The sequence below is a fragment of the Pseudomonas sp. Arb-4-2C genome (assembly GCF_055755015.1).
In genome coordinates, this window is the sequence record NZ_CM146899.1 from 2410299 (window position 1) to 2425591 (window position 15293).

Annotated in this window: 14 protein-coding genes; 2 read left to right on the plus strand and 12 right to left on the minus strand. The window is 60.1% G+C overall.

The annotated features are described in order from the left end of the window. Window position 1: 1 nt before the first annotated feature. Genes AC0J41_RS10725 through AC0J41_RS10740 form a run of 4 tightly spaced genes read right to left on the minus strand, consistent with a single transcriptional unit; the run spans window position 2 to window position 5216 of the window. On the minus strand, window positions 2-1579 hold the full coding sequence (locus AC0J41_RS10725; protein ID WP_473015503.1) for an aldehyde dehydrogenase (NADP(+)): 1578 nt from the start codon (window positions 1577-1579) through the stop codon (window positions 2-4). A 59-nt stretch (window positions 1580-1638) separates the two neighbouring features. Then, window positions 1639-2586, minus strand: coding sequence for a dihydrodipicolinate synthase family protein (locus AC0J41_RS10730; RefSeq protein WP_025113500.1), 948 nt, complete (start codon window positions 2584-2586; stop codon window positions 1639-1641). 52 nt (window positions 2587-2638) lie between these two features. Beyond that, complete coding sequence (locus AC0J41_RS10735; RefSeq protein WP_473015504.1) at window positions 2639-3565, minus strand: 4-hydroxyproline epimerase; 927 nt, start codon at window positions 3563-3565, stop codon at window positions 2639-2641. Window positions 3566-3587: 22 nt separating this feature from the next. Beyond that, on the minus strand, window positions 3588-5216 hold the full coding sequence (locus AC0J41_RS10740; protein WP_025113498.1) for an APC family permease: 1629 nt from the start codon (window positions 5214-5216) through the stop codon (window positions 3588-3590). Window positions 5217-5416: 200 nt separating this feature from the next. Between AC0J41_RS10740 and AC0J41_RS10745 the strand changes: the two genes are divergently transcribed. Further along, the gene (locus tag AC0J41_RS10745) at window positions 5417-6190 is read left to right on the plus strand and encodes a PAS domain-containing protein (RefSeq protein WP_473015505.1); all 774 of its coding nucleotides are present in this window, start codon (window positions 5417-5419) and stop codon (window positions 6188-6190) included. A gap of 24 nt (window positions 6191-6214) precedes the next feature. Here the strand turns inward: AC0J41_RS10745 and AC0J41_RS10750 are convergent, their stop codons facing one another. The 8 genes from AC0J41_RS10750 to AC0J41_RS10785 all read right to left on the minus strand — a co-directional run bounded on the left by AC0J41_RS10750 (window position 6215) and on the right by AC0J41_RS10785 (window position 14128). Beyond that, entirely contained in the window at window positions 6215-6934 is a 720-nt protein-coding gene (locus AC0J41_RS10750) for a retron system putative HNH endonuclease (protein ID WP_424800214.1), read from the minus strand. Then, entirely contained in the window at window positions 6931-8310 is a 1380-nt protein-coding gene (locus AC0J41_RS10755; protein ID WP_473015506.1) for an AAA family ATPase, read from the minus strand. Before AC0J41_RS10755 ends, AC0J41_RS10750 begins: the two co-directional genes overlap by 4 nt. 192 nt (window positions 8311-8502) lie before the next feature. After that, the gene (gene phnE / locus AC0J41_RS10760; protein ID WP_473015508.1) at window positions 8503-9270 is read right to left on the minus strand and encodes a phosphonate ABC transporter, permease protein PhnE; all 768 of its coding nucleotides are present in this window, start codon (window positions 9268-9270) and stop codon (window positions 8503-8505) included. After that, complete coding sequence (locus tag AC0J41_RS10765; protein WP_473015509.1) at window positions 9267-10094, minus strand: PhnE/PtxC family ABC transporter permease; 828 nt, start codon at window positions 10092-10094, stop codon at window positions 9267-9269. Before AC0J41_RS10765 ends, phnE begins: the two co-directional genes overlap by 4 nt. Continuing rightward, window positions 10088-10885, minus strand: a complete 798-nt coding sequence (locus tag AC0J41_RS10770; protein ID WP_473015510.1) for a phosphonate ABC transporter ATP-binding protein — start codon at window positions 10883-10885, stop codon at window positions 10088-10090. Before AC0J41_RS10770 ends, AC0J41_RS10765 begins: the two co-directional genes overlap by 7 nt. Further along, window positions 10882-11745, minus strand: coding sequence for a putative selenate ABC transporter substrate-binding protein (locus AC0J41_RS10775; protein WP_025113493.1), 864 nt, complete (start codon window positions 11743-11745; stop codon window positions 10882-10884). Before AC0J41_RS10775 ends, AC0J41_RS10770 begins: the two co-directional genes overlap by 4 nt. A gap of 233 nt (window positions 11746-11978) precedes the next feature. Further along, the gene (locus AC0J41_RS10780) at window positions 11979-13157 is read right to left on the minus strand and encodes a hypothetical protein (RefSeq protein ID WP_473015511.1); all 1179 of its coding nucleotides are present in this window, start codon (window positions 13155-13157) and stop codon (window positions 11979-11981) included. 104 nt (window positions 13158-13261) lie between these two features. Beyond that, window positions 13262-14128, minus strand: coding sequence for a LysR substrate-binding domain-containing protein (locus tag AC0J41_RS10785; protein WP_473015512.1), 867 nt, complete (start codon window positions 14126-14128; stop codon window positions 13262-13264). 111 nt (window positions 14129-14239) lie between these two features. Between AC0J41_RS10785 and AC0J41_RS10790 the strand changes: the two genes are divergently transcribed. Then, window positions 14240-15292 (plus strand): agmatine deiminase family protein, encoded by a 1053-nt coding sequence (locus tag AC0J41_RS10790; protein ID WP_473015513.1) that lies wholly within the window; start codon window positions 14240-14242, stop codon window positions 15290-15292. The last annotated feature ends 1 nt before the right edge of the window (window position 15293 follow it).

A 15293-nucleotide genomic window follows, 5' to 3' on the forward strand; every position in this document is an offset into this window, starting at 1 on the left:
TTCAGGCTTCCCTCTGACCGTCGAGCAAACGCCGCAAGTGCAGCGGGTTGGCTTTTTGCAACGCTGACGGCAGCAGGCTGTCGGGGAAGTCCTGATAGCACACCGGGCGCAGGAACCGCAGGATCGCCGCGGTGCCCACCGAGGTGCTGCGCGAGTCCGACGTGGCCGGGAACGGCCCGCCGTGGACCATCGCATCGCACACTTCGACCCCGGTCGGCCAGCCGTTGACCAGCAGGCGTCCGGCCTTGCGCTCCAGCGTCGGCAACAAGGCCCGGGCGCGGTCCAGATCGGCGTCATCCAGTTGCAGGGTGGCGGTCAACTGGCCTTCCAGGTGCTCGCAAACCTGATGGATTTCATCGTCGTTGGTGCACTGCACGATCAGTGACGCTGCGCCGAAAATTTCCCCTTGCAGACGTGCGTCGGTGAGGAAGTCCTGAGCCTGTGTGACGAACAATTGTGCCTGGCACTGGTTCGGCCCTTCAGCGGCGAGACCACTGGCTACGCGCTGCGCTTGCGGATGTTCGGCCAGCGCGCCGACGCCGGTTGTATAGGCGCGGAAAATTCCCGGTGTGAGCATGGTCTGCGCCGGACTGCGCTGGACCAGCTCGGCGGCCGTTGCGATGAAACGGTCCAGTGCCGGCCCTTGGTGAGCAATCACCAGCCCGGGGTTGGTGCAGAACTGCCCAGCGCCCTGGGTCAGCGAGGCGACGAAGCCTTGCGCCAGCGCTTCGCCCCGCGCCGCGAGCGCCGCCGGAAACAACAGCACCGGATTGATCGAACTCATTTCTGCGTACACCGGAATCGGCTCGGGCCGCGCCTGCGCCGCTTTGCTCAGAGCGAGGCCGCCACTGCGCGAACCGGTGAAGCCCACGGCCTTGATGCGCCAGTCGCTGACCAGCGCAATGCCTGCTTCGTTGCCGGAACCGAACAGCAGCGAGAACACGCCCTCGGGCAAGCCCGATTTTTTCACTGCGCGAGTCAGCGCCTGGCCGACCAGCTCGCTGGTGCCGGGATGCGCGCTGTGTGCCTTGACAATCACCGGGCAACCGGCGGCCAGTGCCGAGGCGGTGTCGCCGCCCGCCACTGAGAACGCCAGGGGAAAGTTGCTGGCGCCGAACACGGCTACCGGCCCCAGCGCGATCTGCCGCTGGCGCAAATCAGAACGGGGCAGTGGCTGGCGTTGGGGTTGCGAGTGATCGACCCGCACGTCCAGCCACTCGCCGGCACGCACGGTGCGGGCGAAGGTGCGCAGTTGCCCGCAGGTGCGCCCGCGCTCGCTTTGAATACGTGCACGCGGCAGACCGCTTTCGGCCACCGCACGGTCAATCAGCGCATCGCCGAGGGCTTCAATCTCATCGGCAATGCTTTCGAGAAATTCGGCGCGAACGCTCAGGGAGGTCTCGCGATAACGGTCAAACGCTTGCCACGCCAGGGCGCAGGCCTGTTCGACATGCTCAGCGCTGCCGCCGGCGTAGGCCGGTTCCAGCACGGCGTTGGTGGCGGGGTTGATCGCGCGGATCGCTTCACGGCTGCCGGCAATGGCTTGGCCGCCGATCAGCATGTGGCCTGTCAGAGTCATGACGCTTCCTGATATCTGGGGGGTGAAGCCCCGGCGAAACGCCGGGGCAGAGACAGCGGTCAGGCGAGGTTCTGTTCGGCGGACCAGTTTTTGTACCACTGGCGGAACAGCGCGTACTGGGTCTCGGCGTAGCGGCGCTGGGCGTCGCTCAGGGCGTCGGTTTCGTTGAAGTGCAGGGCGTATTCGCGATCGCCGTTGAGCACCATCAGGTGCTTGTAATACAGCACCAGGTCGCAGCCTTCATCGAACGACGACAGCACCGCCAGCGCTGCTTCCAGCTCACGGGCCAGGCGCCGCGCCTTGGCGTCACCCTTGGCCGCTTGCTTGCTCAGGGCCACCAGTTGCAGGACTTCGCGGGGCAGGGCGTTGCCGATGCCGGTGATGGCGCCGGTGGCGTTGCAGTTGACGAAACCGTGCACCACCTGGGTGTCGACGCCGACCATCAGGGTCACGGCATCGTCCTGCGAGGTGATGTTCTCGGCGGCGTAGCGCAAGTCGGCGCCGCCACCGAACTCCTTGAAGCCGATCAGGTTCGGGTATTCGCGGCGCAGTTCGAAGAACAGGTCGGCGCGGGTGGCGAAGCCATAGTAGGGGCTGTTGTAGATCACCGCCGGCAGGTTCGGTGCGGCTTGGAGAATGGCGGCGAAATGGGCTTTTTGCGCGGTCGCGGAGGCGCCACGGGACAGCACCCGTGGAATCACCATCAGGCCATGGGCGCCGACTTTCGCGGCGTGGGCGGCGTGAGATATCGCTTCACGGCTGTTGACCGCGCCGGTGCCGACGATGGTCGGTACGCCGGCAGCCACCAGACGCGCCACGCCTTCCTGACGCTCGGCCTCGGTCAGCAGCGGCCAGTCGCCCATCGAACCGCAGTAAACCACCGCGCTCATGCCGATATCGATCAACTCGCGGCCCTTGGCGACCAGGGCGTCGAAGTCAGGTTTGCGCGCGGCGGTGCACGGAGTCATCAGGGCCGGAATGCAGCCAGTGAAGATGTTATCGCTCATTGTTGTAGCTCCTCGGGACATTCATTCAGATCGGTAAAAAAAGCGGGGCAGGTCAGATGCCCCAGGCGAAAGGGTCTTGTTCGTCGATCAACAGGGTGGCGTCGGCGGTCATGTAGGCGCGCCCGGTGATGAACGGGCGCACGCGCTCGCCTTCCCATTCGAAGCGGCCTTCGAACTGGCTACCGGTGATGCTCGCCTGGGTCCAGACCTGGCCTGCGGCGAGTTTGCCGTCGGCGGCCAGGCAGGCGAGTTTGGCGCTGGTGCCGGTGCCGCACGGCGAGCGATCGTAGGCCTTGCCCGGGCACATGACGAAGTTGCGGCTGTCAGCCTGGTCGTCGGCGGCGAACAGTTCGACGTGATCGATCAAGGCGCCGTCCTCGCCGTGGATACCTTGGGCTTCCAGGGCCTTGAGCATCGCCCAGGTGTAATCGGTCAGGGCTTCGACGTTGCTCATCTGCAGGTCGTGGCCGTGCTCGGAGACAAGGAAAAACCAATTGCCGCCCCAGGCGATGTCGCCGAACACGCGACCGTAACCCGGCACTTCCACCGGCACCTGTTTGCGGTAGCGGTAGGCGGGCACATTGCGCAGGGTCACCGCGCCGTCCTCGTGCAAAGTCGCGCTGACCGGGCCGACCGGGGTGTCGATCTGGTGCACGCCCGGTTCGATGCGCCCCAGGTGATGCAGCGAGTTGATCAGGCCGATGGTGCCGTGGCCGCACATGCCGAGGTAACCGGCATTGTTGAAGAAGATCACCCCGCAGGTCGCATCCGGCGAGACCGGCTCGCAGTACAGCGCGCCGACCAGCACGTCGTTGCCACGCGGCTCCAGCAGGCAGGCACGGCGCCATTGGTCATGCTGGGTGCGCAGGCTGTCGCGCTTTTCGGCCATGCTGTTGCCGTGCACGTCGGGGAAGCCTTGCATCACCAGGCGCGTGGGTTCACCGCCGGTGTGGGAATCGATGATGTGTATTCGTTTCATGAACTCGTCCCTTGCGTGAAAGTTAGGCGTGAGCCGGGCGTTGGCCGGTGGCGGTGCTGGCGGAGGATTCAGCGGCTTCGCTTTCGTCGTCCTCGGTTTCCAGGCGAATCAGGTGCGCCGGTACGCCGGTGGCGGCGCCCCAGTAGTAGATGCCCAGCGCGCAGACCGCGACGATCACCGTGTCGAACGGATGGCTGAGCACGCCGATACCACCGAAGCTGCCGAGTTTGGAGAGGACGATGGTCACGGCGTAGAAGCCGATCAGCCATGCCGACGAGCGCACTTGCTGGCCCAGGTTGAGGTGCGCGGTCGGCACCATGCGGCCACACAGCAGGTAGATGACGAACATCAGGATTTGCAGGCCGAGCAACCACGACACGGTGCCCCAGCCCGACCAGTAGACGATCAGCGCGGCGATGATGAACGACAGCGGCCCGAGCACGCTCATGCCCTTGACCCGGAACGGACGCGGCATGTCCGGTGCACTGCGGCGCAGTGCGGCAACTGTCACCGGGGCCACGGCGTAGCTCAATACCAGCGCGGCGGAGACCACGTTGATCAGCGCTTCCCACGACGGGAACGGCAGGGTCCAGAACACTGACAGGCCGAAGGTCAGCCACAGCGCCGGACGCGGGATGCCGGACTTCTCGTCGATGCGGGTGAAGATCTTGAAGAAGGTCCCGGTCTGCGCCCAACCGTAGATCACCCGTGGGGTGGCGTTCATGTAGATGTTGCCGCAGCCGCTGGGGGAAATCACCGCGTCCGCCACCACCAGGTACGCCAGCCAGCCGACGCCCAGCGCCAAGGCGATATCGCGATACGGCAGGGCCAGTTCCTTGGCGACGCCGGCCCAGCCATTGGCGAGCATTTCGGTCGGGATGCCGCCGAGGAACGCGGTTTGCAGCAGTACGTAGATAGCGGTGGAGAGCAGCACCGAAAGGATCAGCGCAATCGGAATCGTGCGTTGCGGATTCTTCACTTCGCTGGCCACCGAAATGATCGGCGTCAGGCCCAGATAAGCGAAGATCACACCGCCGGCCGACACTGCCATTTCGATCCCGGACAGGCCGAACGGGGCAAAGCCATGCACCTCGAAATTGGCCGGTTTGAAGAAGGTAAACAGCACGCCAATGACCAGCAGCGGCACGATGAACTTGAACACGCTGACCAGATTGTTGGCCATGGCGAAGGTTTTCACGCTGCGGTAGTTGAGCAGGAAAAACAGGCACAACAGACCCAATTGCACAAACCAGCCGAGCACGGTCGGGTCGCTGGAACCGGCCTTGGTCAGTTCGGGAAACCACGCCGCCGCATATTGCCGTGAGGCGACGACTTCGATCGCCACCAGGCTGGAAAACGCGATCAAGGTGATGAAGCCCATCAGGTAGCCGAGCAGCGGCCCGTGGGAGTAAACCGGGTAGCGCACCACGCCGCCGGCGCGGGGCAACGCGGCGCCCAGTTCGCAGTAGACGATGCCCAGCAGCAACACGGCGAACCCGCCGAGCAGCCAGGAAAAAATGCCTGCCGGACCGGCAATGGCGGACACGTGACTGGCCGCGAACAACCAGCCTGAACCGAAGATCGCCCCCAGTCCGATGAACGTGAGGTCTATCAATGAAAGTTGTTTTTTGAACTTGCCTTGGCCTGTCATAGCGTCGCCTTCTTGTTGGTTGTTGGAGGGGCGTGCAGTGGCGCTACAGTGAACTCATCAAGCGTGGCGCGATTGATGTTTTTTGCTGGAAGCGATGACGAATTCAGCACAGTCGCTCACGCGAAAGCCCCGGCTCGACAGGCTGTCAGCCTTGGGGCAATCTGCGCGCAGGTAAATGCGCAACGTGGGGAGTGAGGGGCATGATGCAGAATGCGTTTGCGATCCTGAGCCAACAGAACGAGGCGAGCCGGCCAGAGACCCTCGACGATCTGCTGGCGGGCATGGCGCTGCTGTTACCGATGCTGGACGTGATTCCCAACGCGGCGATCTTCATCAAGGATTTGCAGGCGCGCTACGTCATGGCCAACCGCACGCTGGTGCAGCGCTGTGGTTTGAAAGACCTGCGCCCGTTGCTCGGCAAGACCAGTGCCGAGGTGTTTCCGGCGCAACTGGGCCCGGGCTATACCGAGCAGGACCGGCGGGTGCTGGAAGAGGGATTTGTGCTGGAGGATCAACTGGAACTGCATCTGTACGGCAGTCGCGAACCCGGCTGGTGCCTGACCCACAAACGTCCGCTGTACGACCGCAACAATCAGATCATCGGCCTGGCAGGGATTTCCGTCGATCTGCAAACCGCCAGCGAAACCCATCCGGCCTATCAACGCCTGGCGGCGGTGGACGAGTACATCCGGGCGAACTTCAATCGCCGCGTCAGCCTCGGCGAACTGACGCGCATCGCCGGAATTTCAGTGGCGCAACTGGAGCGTTACTGCAAACGGGTGTTCCACCTGACACCGCGGCAGATGATCCAGAAAGTACGCCTTGAGCATGCGCACCGGCTGTTGCACGGCGACTTGCCGATCACTGAAGTGGCGCTGCAGTGCGGTTATACCGACCACAGCGCGTTTACTCGGCAGTTCAAGGCGTCGACCGGGTTTACCCCCCGTCAGTATCGGTTGGCGACGGGGAGCTAGGGGCGCGCCGGGGATCTAAGGGGTTCAGTCGCTTCCCTTTTGAAGTATGTCTTCCGCAATACGTTTGTAGAACTGCCGGGTCAGGCTGAAAAAGGAACTGAGTTTCCCATTTTGAGGTAGTAGTTCATTGCTGGCGAGACGTTGAAGAGCGCTCTCATCGTTTTTGTATTTTTCATAGAACTCATTCAATTCATGTCTCCATTTCCGTCGTTCTGTGCGTAAGAAGGGGCTGTCCAGGTTGAGCACATCGATGGTGTATAGCGCACAGTCTTTATCTTTTTGATTCAACCCTTCAGCAGGAACGACGCTTCCGTCCGGTAGATACCAGAAATAGCGAGCGCAATCAGCCTGGCGAGGTGAAACAAAACGTTGCATGTCGACAGCTTTCTGTTTTTTAGGAGCATGACCACCGAATATCATCTTGGGATGTTTGACAGGCTGAGCTGCTTTAAAGGAACCGATCTCGTCGCTGCGTAAGGCGCTCGCCGCTATATTGCTACTGTCGAAAGTACGCTGAGGGCTCTGGCTTTTGTTCTCTAGATGCTCAATGTGATATCCCAGTTGATACTGATCAGCGCGTAATTCGCTGTAGCAGCACAGAAAGCATTGCTCGGAGAGCATGATGTTCAAAATTTTCTGTCTGTGCTTGAAATAGTTCCATTTGAGTGATGCATGTCGAGATGTCTGAGGTGGTTCTTTTTTCAGGTATTTTTCCGCGTTTACCCGCTCACGGATATATTTCATCTGCTCAGCGCCTTTTGTCGCTGAATGTCCCGTTTGAGCCTAAGCAGTTGTGGGTGCAATTCACCCAACGTGGCAATCAATTGCTCCATTAACAGAACACTTTCAGGGGCTTCATGGAACCCTTGGTCAACGAGTGCGGTGAGTCGCTTCAGGTCGGTTTTCTCTGGTACGGGCGGCAGTGGATCCACCTCCATTACACTTTGCAGTACGTCACCGCTAGATTCGCCATAAGTGTGGACAAGGGGTTCACTTGCCACGATTTGACCATCGGCATTGCGGTCGACTACCCGAATGTTTTCCCGGCGCACCGTACTTAGTACTTGAGGACTGTGCGTCGTGACAATGAACTGTATTTTTGGGAAGGCGTCCTGCAGTTGCTTCAGGATTGTTTGTTGCCATCCGGGGTGCAGGTGCATATCGATCTCGTCAATAAGCACAACGCCAGAGGTTTTCTTCACGGCGTCTTTTTTATAATAGTAATTCAACAGCGCGCAGCGGCAGGCAAGATCACCGACCAGTTCAATCATGCAGCGAACACCATCGCCCAGTTGAGAGAGCTTCAGCTCCTCGGAGCCATGCTTGAAAAGCAGATCCTTTTCGCCAGGCTTCGGGAGTTGAACCTGCCAGCCAGTGACGGTGCAGATCGCATTACCCACCCCCTTCCACAGTAGAGCAATTGACTCACGATTAAGTAATCCACTGTTCGCTGAAGAAAATAGAAACATAACGAACCATTCGAACCTCATGAAGCTCGATTTAACGCTCGTTGCACCGTCGTATCCCACAAATCTGAGAGTAGAACGACTAGTTGCTTTAAGACCTGCACTTCTTTTCCAAAGGCGATTTGTTCCGTAACAGGCGATAACCGGTAGATCAGTAGCCCGTACATTTTCTCCCAAAAGAAGATCAAGATCTTCAGATACAGCATCCATTGCCTTTTCGGCTGCACGCACGTCGACAAAACTACCGCGTAACCATTGAAGTCTGGCTTTTTCAGTCTTTAGCGCACAGCCAGTTTTATTGAGAGAAAGACTCTCAAAGAGATCGTCCTCGTCATCCTCATCAAAGGCGTCCGAGTCCCAGTCTTCAGGAAAGACAAACTTCCCTTCAACCGAGCACGGAAACTGCAACGCAATGACACCGTTTGCAGTCTGGATGCGATGTACATCGTCGATGTCGATTCGAGGTGGTGATCCTGGTCTGACATCGTTCCCATAGTTGCGAACATAGGACCAAAGTAGCAGCCTCAAAGCGCTCATCAACGTCGTTTTGCCGCAACCGTTCACACCCACAATGACTGTCAGATCGGGGTGTAATTTGAGATTAAATTTTTCGAAACCTCGGTAGTTTTTCAGGCGAATGTTACCGAGTCTCAAAGGGCACCCTCCGATCCGTCTACTGTGATCGATAGATTGGGGAAATTAAAGTTGCATCCAGGGCAGAGCTGATTGCTAGTACTAATGTTTCTGTGCGCTTGCATGTTGAACCTTGAGCGTCCATGAACGGGCATGACTATCCGAAACAGGCAGCAATGTTAGCAGTACAAATTCTGACGAGCATTGTAATAGTCAGGCCTTGACCCAACGCTGCCGGCTCCAGGCACTCAGCGAATCCACGCCCAGCACCAGAATCAGCATCGCCAGAATCACCGTGCTCGCCTGCGCTTCCTGAAACAGGCTCAGGCTGACATACAGCATCTGCCCCAGCCCGCCGGCGCCGACGAAGCCCAGCACGCTGGCCATGCGGATGTTGTTTTCCCAGCGGTACAGGCAATAGGCGAGTAACTGCGGGGCGAGGTTGGGCAGGGTGCCGTAGCAGAAGGCGAGCACCGGGTTGCCGCCCTGCAAGCGGATCGCTTCGGCCGGTTCGGGTGGGGTGTTTCCCAGCGCTTCGGCGAACAACCGGCCGAGTACGCCGGTGGTGTGCAGGGCCAGCGCCAGGGTGCCGGCGTTCGGGCCGAGGCCGGCGGCGAGCACCATCAGCGCCGCCCACACCAGTTCCGGAATTGCCCGCAGACCGTTGAGCAACAGGCGCGAGGCGCTTTGCAGCGGCCAGCCGAAACGCCCGGCAGCGGGTAGCGCGAGCAGGATGCCGAACACCGCCGCGAGCAGGGTGCCGAGGGCCGACATGGCGAGGGTTTCCATTGCCCCTTTGAGGATCGCCTGCAAGTGCGTGGCGCTCATATCCGGGCTGAGAAAACGCTGCGCGTAGGCGCCCATCTGCTTGAGGCTGGTGCTGCTGGCCAGTTCACCGAGGTCGAGTTCGAGATAACCGAATGAGGCGATAACCGCGACACCAATGCCGACGATCAGCAACAGATTGATCAGGCGATTCATGTCAGCCTCCAGCGCAGCAGGCGGCTGAGTTGATCGGCGCCGAGCACCAGGATCAGGAAGGTCAGCAACATGCTCGCCACTTCACCACTGGCGAACATGCGCAGCGACAGGTCGATCTGCTGCCCCAGGCCACCGGCACCGACAAACCCCATCACCACCGACGCCCGAATCGCGCACTCCCAGCGATAGACCGTGTACGACAGCAGCTCCGCCGCGACATTTGGCAGAATCCCGTAAGCAAAACCTGCGAGCCGCCCGCTGCCGGCCTGCATCAAGGCATGCGCCGGACGCTGATCGGTGGACTCGAAAATTTCCGCATAAACCTTGCCGAGCATGCCGCTGTAGGTGATGGCGATCGCCAGCACACCCGCCGCCGGGCCGAGGCCCACGGCGCGCACGAACAGCAGCGCCCAGACGATTTCCGGCACGCTGCGCAGGAAGATCAGCAGCCCGCGCACCGGCCAGCGCAGCAAGCGCCCGGCCCGGCTTGGAACACCACTCCGTGAGGCTGCAGACAGCGACAGCGCACGGCTGGCAAGCAAACTGGCCGGCACCGCCAGCAGCAAAGCCAACGCCATACCGGCGGTGGCGATGGCCAGGGTTTGCAGGGTGGCTTTGAACAGAAGTTGGAGGAAATCGGCGTCGTGCGCCGGCGGCCAGAAGCCCGCGATGAAACGGCCCATTTCGGTCTGGCTGTCGGTGTGCAGCAGCACCCCCAGATCCAGTTCGCTGAGCTGGATGCCCGGCCACAACAAGACGATCGCCAGCAAGGTCAGCAGCAGTCGCGGCGCGGTCGCCGGGTCTCGTGTATCGACCTTCAGCATCGCGGGATCTGCACGATCAGCGGCGCACTCGGCGTCGTCGGGCTTTGTAATTGTTCGTTGGCGTAGAGCGTGTCGAGCATGTCGCGGCTGACCTGTTCGGCAGGGCTGTCGAACAGGATCTGGCCGTCGCGCAAACCGATGATGCGCGGAAAATGCGCCAGCGCCAGTTCCACCGCGTGCAGGCTCGCCACCAGCGTGACGTGATGCGCCCGGGCATGTTGCGAGAGGATCGACAGGGTGTGCCCGGCCAGTACCGGGTCCATTGCGGAGACGGGTTCGTCCGCCAGCAGAATGTCCGGTGCCTGATACAGCACCCGAGCAATGCCCACACGCTGCAATTGGCCGCCAGACAATTGCTGGCAGTGAGCGAACAGCTTGTCGTCCAGATCCAGCCGTGCGAGTGCCGCACGGGCACCGGCAATGTCCAGCGGATGCAGCAGATTCAACAGGCTCTTGCCCAGGCTCCATTGCCCGAGCTTGCCGGCCAGCACCGCCGTCACCACGCGTTGGCGCGGCGGCAGCGGTGGTGCCTGATGGACCAGACCGATGCGCGCACGCAAGCGTTGGCGTTGGTGAGTGGAAAGGTGCCAGGGACGTTCGCCCAGGATCTCGATTTCGCCGCTGCTGGGACGCAAAGCCGTGGCCAGCAGGTTCAACAGACTCGACTTGCCGGCCCCGGACGGGCCGATGATCGCCACCTGTTCACCGGCGCCAATCTGCAGGTCGACGCCGCGTAGCGCGTCGACCCCGTTGGCGTGGTGCAGGCGGCCTTGTTTGAGGCTCAGGGTCATTTCAACAGATCGGCGGCGCGAGCAGCTTCCTCGATGCCCTTGTAGTTCTCGGGCTTGGTGTCGATGAAACGGCTGGCTGCCTGAAGATCAAGAATCTTCTTCTGCTCCGGATTGGCCGGGTCGAGGTCCAGGAAGGCTTTTTTGATCTTCGCCGCCAGTGCCGGGTCGAGCGTGCCGCGCACAGTCCAGTTGTAATCGAAGTAGGCCGGGGTGGTGGCGAACACATGAACCTTGCTGGTATCGACCTTGCCGGCGTCCACCAGTTTCTGCCAGACGCTGGCGTTCAATACACCGGCGTCGACCTTGCCGGCCTGGACCCAGGCAACCGTGGCGTCGTGGGCGCCGGAGTAGGCGACGCGACTGAAATAGGCTTCAGGTTTGATGTTGTCGTTCTTCAGCATGAAGTAACGCGGCATCAGACTGCCGGAGGTGGACGACACCGAGCCGAAGGCAAAGGTTTTGCCCTTGAGGTCGGCGAGGCTCTTCACGTTCGGGTCGGCGGTGATGAACTTGCTGGTGAACTGCGCATCCTGCTCGCGCTGCACCAGTGGGATCACCGGAGTGGTGGCGTCCGTCTTCAGGCGCGCCTGAACAAAGGTGAAACCGCCCAGCCAGGCCATGTCGAGACGATCGGTTGCCAGTGCTTCGACCACTGCCGGGTAGTCGGCCACGGGGACGAACTGCACTTTCATGCCCAACTGCTGCTCCAGATAAGCCCCCAGCGGCTCGAACTTGCGCAGCAATTCGGTCGGGGCTTCATCGGGAATCGCGCTGACCCGCAGCACATCGGCGGCATGCGCCACCAGAGTGGAAAAAGTCAGGGCCAGGCCAGCGGTCAGTGCGAGGGTGCGTTTGAGCATGGAAATCTCCGTTTCATGAGCGTCGCATTCTAAGCGCCGCGGGACGCGGTGTCGCGGCCGGGCGCTCAATCAGGTTAGACGAAACGGCGAGGTTATACGCAGCCGCAGGCGTATGCGCCAGAGTCGACATGGTTGGCCTGCGGGAGAAGTGTATCTTCCTGATTCGCTGTCAGCCTTTTCCCACGCTGGCAGTGTCGGCGGTTCTGCTTCTTGAATGACCAAGATGGAAGAACTCAGGACTTGGCTGCACCCGTTTTCGAGACGGGTCGATAGGCACTCAGATCGACATCTATTTCATGCTTATTGAGCTTCTGATCACCCACCTGCGCTGTATAGAACTTCGCGTAGCGCCCATCAATCTCCAACAGTCCCCGGATGCTTTTGTATTTTTTGTTCAGCAGAAGCTTGATGTGCTCCCACTTGGGTTTCCCGTCATTCTTGACGTAATCGACGTTTTTCAACGGTTTAAAGTAATTGATCAGTTCCGCTTCGGTAATGGTGATCGCTTCGGACTTTGTAAGCGTTTTCAACTCTTTGTTCGAAGTGAGATCGAGGCCTCGCATCCTGAACCCAAGCAAGTGAATGATGAGCGACTCATATTCGTTTCTGGCGAGTTCGCTATTCAGCTCGTTCAGCCTGGTATGGGGAAACAGCCTATCAAATGGCTCTTGCTCCGTTTTTCCGATGTAGGCGATGCGCTGATTGCCCACATCAAGATCAAAGTGGTTGGCAATCTGATCAATGGTCAGCCGGCGGTTTGCCCGGCCTTCGGCCCCGGGTAACAGGCTGTAATCCACCTTTTCGGTTTTTGTGGTGTCCCACATGGCATTGTTCAAGGCGTGAAAGTCAGGATGGTTTTTCCTCGAATCAATGGCTTTTTTATCGTCTGTGACGGCATCCCAAAAAGGATCGAAGATTTTTATCTCGTAACGTGTGTCGTGATCGAATTCGACTTCCCGGGAATAAATGCCAAGCAGGATTTTCAGCGCAAAGCGTTCACTGAGCCATTTCTTGGCATGCGCGCGTATCGTCGCCAGATAAAGCTGTCGCTTGACCTTTTTTTGGGGAAGGTAGCGCTCCAGTAGAAGGTATCGGAGGAACGTGTCCCGCTCGGGAAACTTGCTCAAGAATCCAGGCAGAGAGTGCAGCATATCGACCAAGGGGAAGGAGCACTGCAAATAGCGGAATGTCCTGTTTTCGGGGTCGCCGATTTCCACTTCACACTGAAGGTCGCCATTTAGAGTAACTCTGGTCTTCTTCGGGTTGAACCGACAGACGTTCATGATCGAGAGAAAGTAGATGTTGGCATCTTGATAGTGTTTGTGAGCCAGACGAAGCTTTCCCTGTTCACCGTACATTTGTTCGGGGGTCAGAAAGGCCCAGCTTGGTCCGTCAAAGTGGAAAATTTTCATACGTTGTCATCCATAACACTGAATTGAGGCGGTTGGCCACCATCGTCCTTGAACCCGGCAAGCGGTTGCAAGCGTAAACGCTGAAGTTTCAGGAAAGCGGTGCTTCAAGATGGGGCTTGCGTCATTTCTCTAAACAACCACTCGCTGAAGCATCGCGCCATCGGGTCGTTCTCGCTGTCGCGGTGGGTCAGCAGCGCCCAGTTCGGGCCGCGAATGGTTTGCTCAACCAGCGGCTGCAACAGCCCGCTGGCCTGCGCCTGACGGCTGAGCAACTGACTGACCAGCGCAATCCCCAGGCCGGAACACGCAGCATCCAGCAGCAGGCCCGGATCGGAGAAATTCAGCCCCTGATCCTGCTGCCCGACGTCGATCCCGGCCTCGACCGCCCAATGGCTCCAGTCCATTTCCCGTTCGCCGTGCAACGTGGTGCGCTGCGCAGCGGGTTGCGCCAATACGTTCGGATGACAGGCCGGGTAGAGGCGGTCGGCGTGCAGCACCTTGAAACTGCATTCGGCCTGGGAACTGATGTCGTCACGCACGGCAATATCGATGGTTTGTGTGGCCATGTCCGGCACTTCATCGGTGCTGTAGATCCACAGATCCACCTCTGGATGCCGAGCGCGAAAATCCGCCAGACGCGGCAACAACCAGTGTCGGGCGAATGCCGGTGTGGTGTTGAGCACCAGTTGATTGGGCTTCTGATATTGCCCGAGGCGACGGATGCCAACCGCCAATTGCTGGAGCATCGCCTGCGTGGTGCTGAGCAGATCGTGGCCGGCGTCGGTCAGCGCCACGCTGCGCCCGCTGCGAAAGAACAGCGGTTGTTCGAGGTACGCCTCGAGGCTGCGGATCTGCTGGCTGATCGCAGATTGAGTGAGGCTCAACTCTTCAGCGGCCTTGTGAAAACTGCCAAGGCGGGCAGCGGCTTCAAAGCCGCGCAGGGAGCTGAGTGGCGGCCAGTGTTTGAGCATATCGATAAGTTCCTCTAATCAGTTATCCGCTAAATCCATCGTTTGTTTGCCTGTTTATGCGTCCGTAGCATGGTCGTCGTGAACACATTGGCTTAACTAACGAGGCTTATCATGCAGCACAATGACAATAAAAACAGCGCCTGGATGATGCCGGCGGAATGGGTCACCCACGCCGCCACATGGATGGTCTGGCCGCATAACCAGGCCTTGTGGGAGTCGGGTTGGCGCGTGACCCTGGCGCAGGTGCAGGAAGACTTCGCCCGGGTGGCCAATGCCATCGCCCGTTTCGAGCCGGTGAAACTGGTGGTCGATCCGTCAGCCATCGCCAGTGCCAAGGCACTGTGCGGGCCGAACATCGAATTGCTCCCGCTGGCGGTCAATGACAGTTGGTGCCGCGACTCCGGCCCGAGCTTCATTTGCCATCCGCAGCAAGGGCTGGCGGGTGTGAGCTGGCGCTTCAATGCGTGGGGCGGTAAGTCGGCGCACGATCTGGACGAAAGCCTGGCACGCCGCGCACTCAATCATCTTGGCCTGGAATGCTTCGGCACGCCGCTGAGTAACGAGGGTGGGGCGATTCACGTTGACGGCGAGGGCACGCTGATCACCACCGAGTCGGTGCTGCTCAACCCCAATCGCAACCCGGGCATCGGCAAGGCCGAGATGGAAGAGATTTTCAGCCGCTTGCTGGGGGTGAAGAAAACCATCTGGTTGCCGGGCGATCCGGATTACGTCACAGGCGACATGACTGACGGCCACGTCGATGGCGTGTGTGCGTTCGCCCGGCCCGGCGTGTTGTTGGTGGATGCGACCCACGACCAGAACTCGGTGTACGCCGAAGTGGCGCGCGAGAATCGCCGCGCACTGGAGCTGGCGACCGATGCACAAGGCCGTAAATTCGAGCTGATCGAACTCTACGAAGCCAGCGAAGCGGTGGACGCTGAAGCCGAAGTGTTCTGTGCCTCGTACACCAATTTCTACATCGCCAACGGCGCGATCATCATGCCGGCCTACGGCATCGAGGCTGACCAGGTCGCTGCCAAAGTACTCGAACAGGCGTTCCCCGGACGTGAAGTGGTACCGGTGCGCATCAATCACCTGGCCCATGGCGGCGGGGGCGTGCATTGCATCACCCAGCAGCAACCTGCCTGGCCGCTGGAGGGTTGAT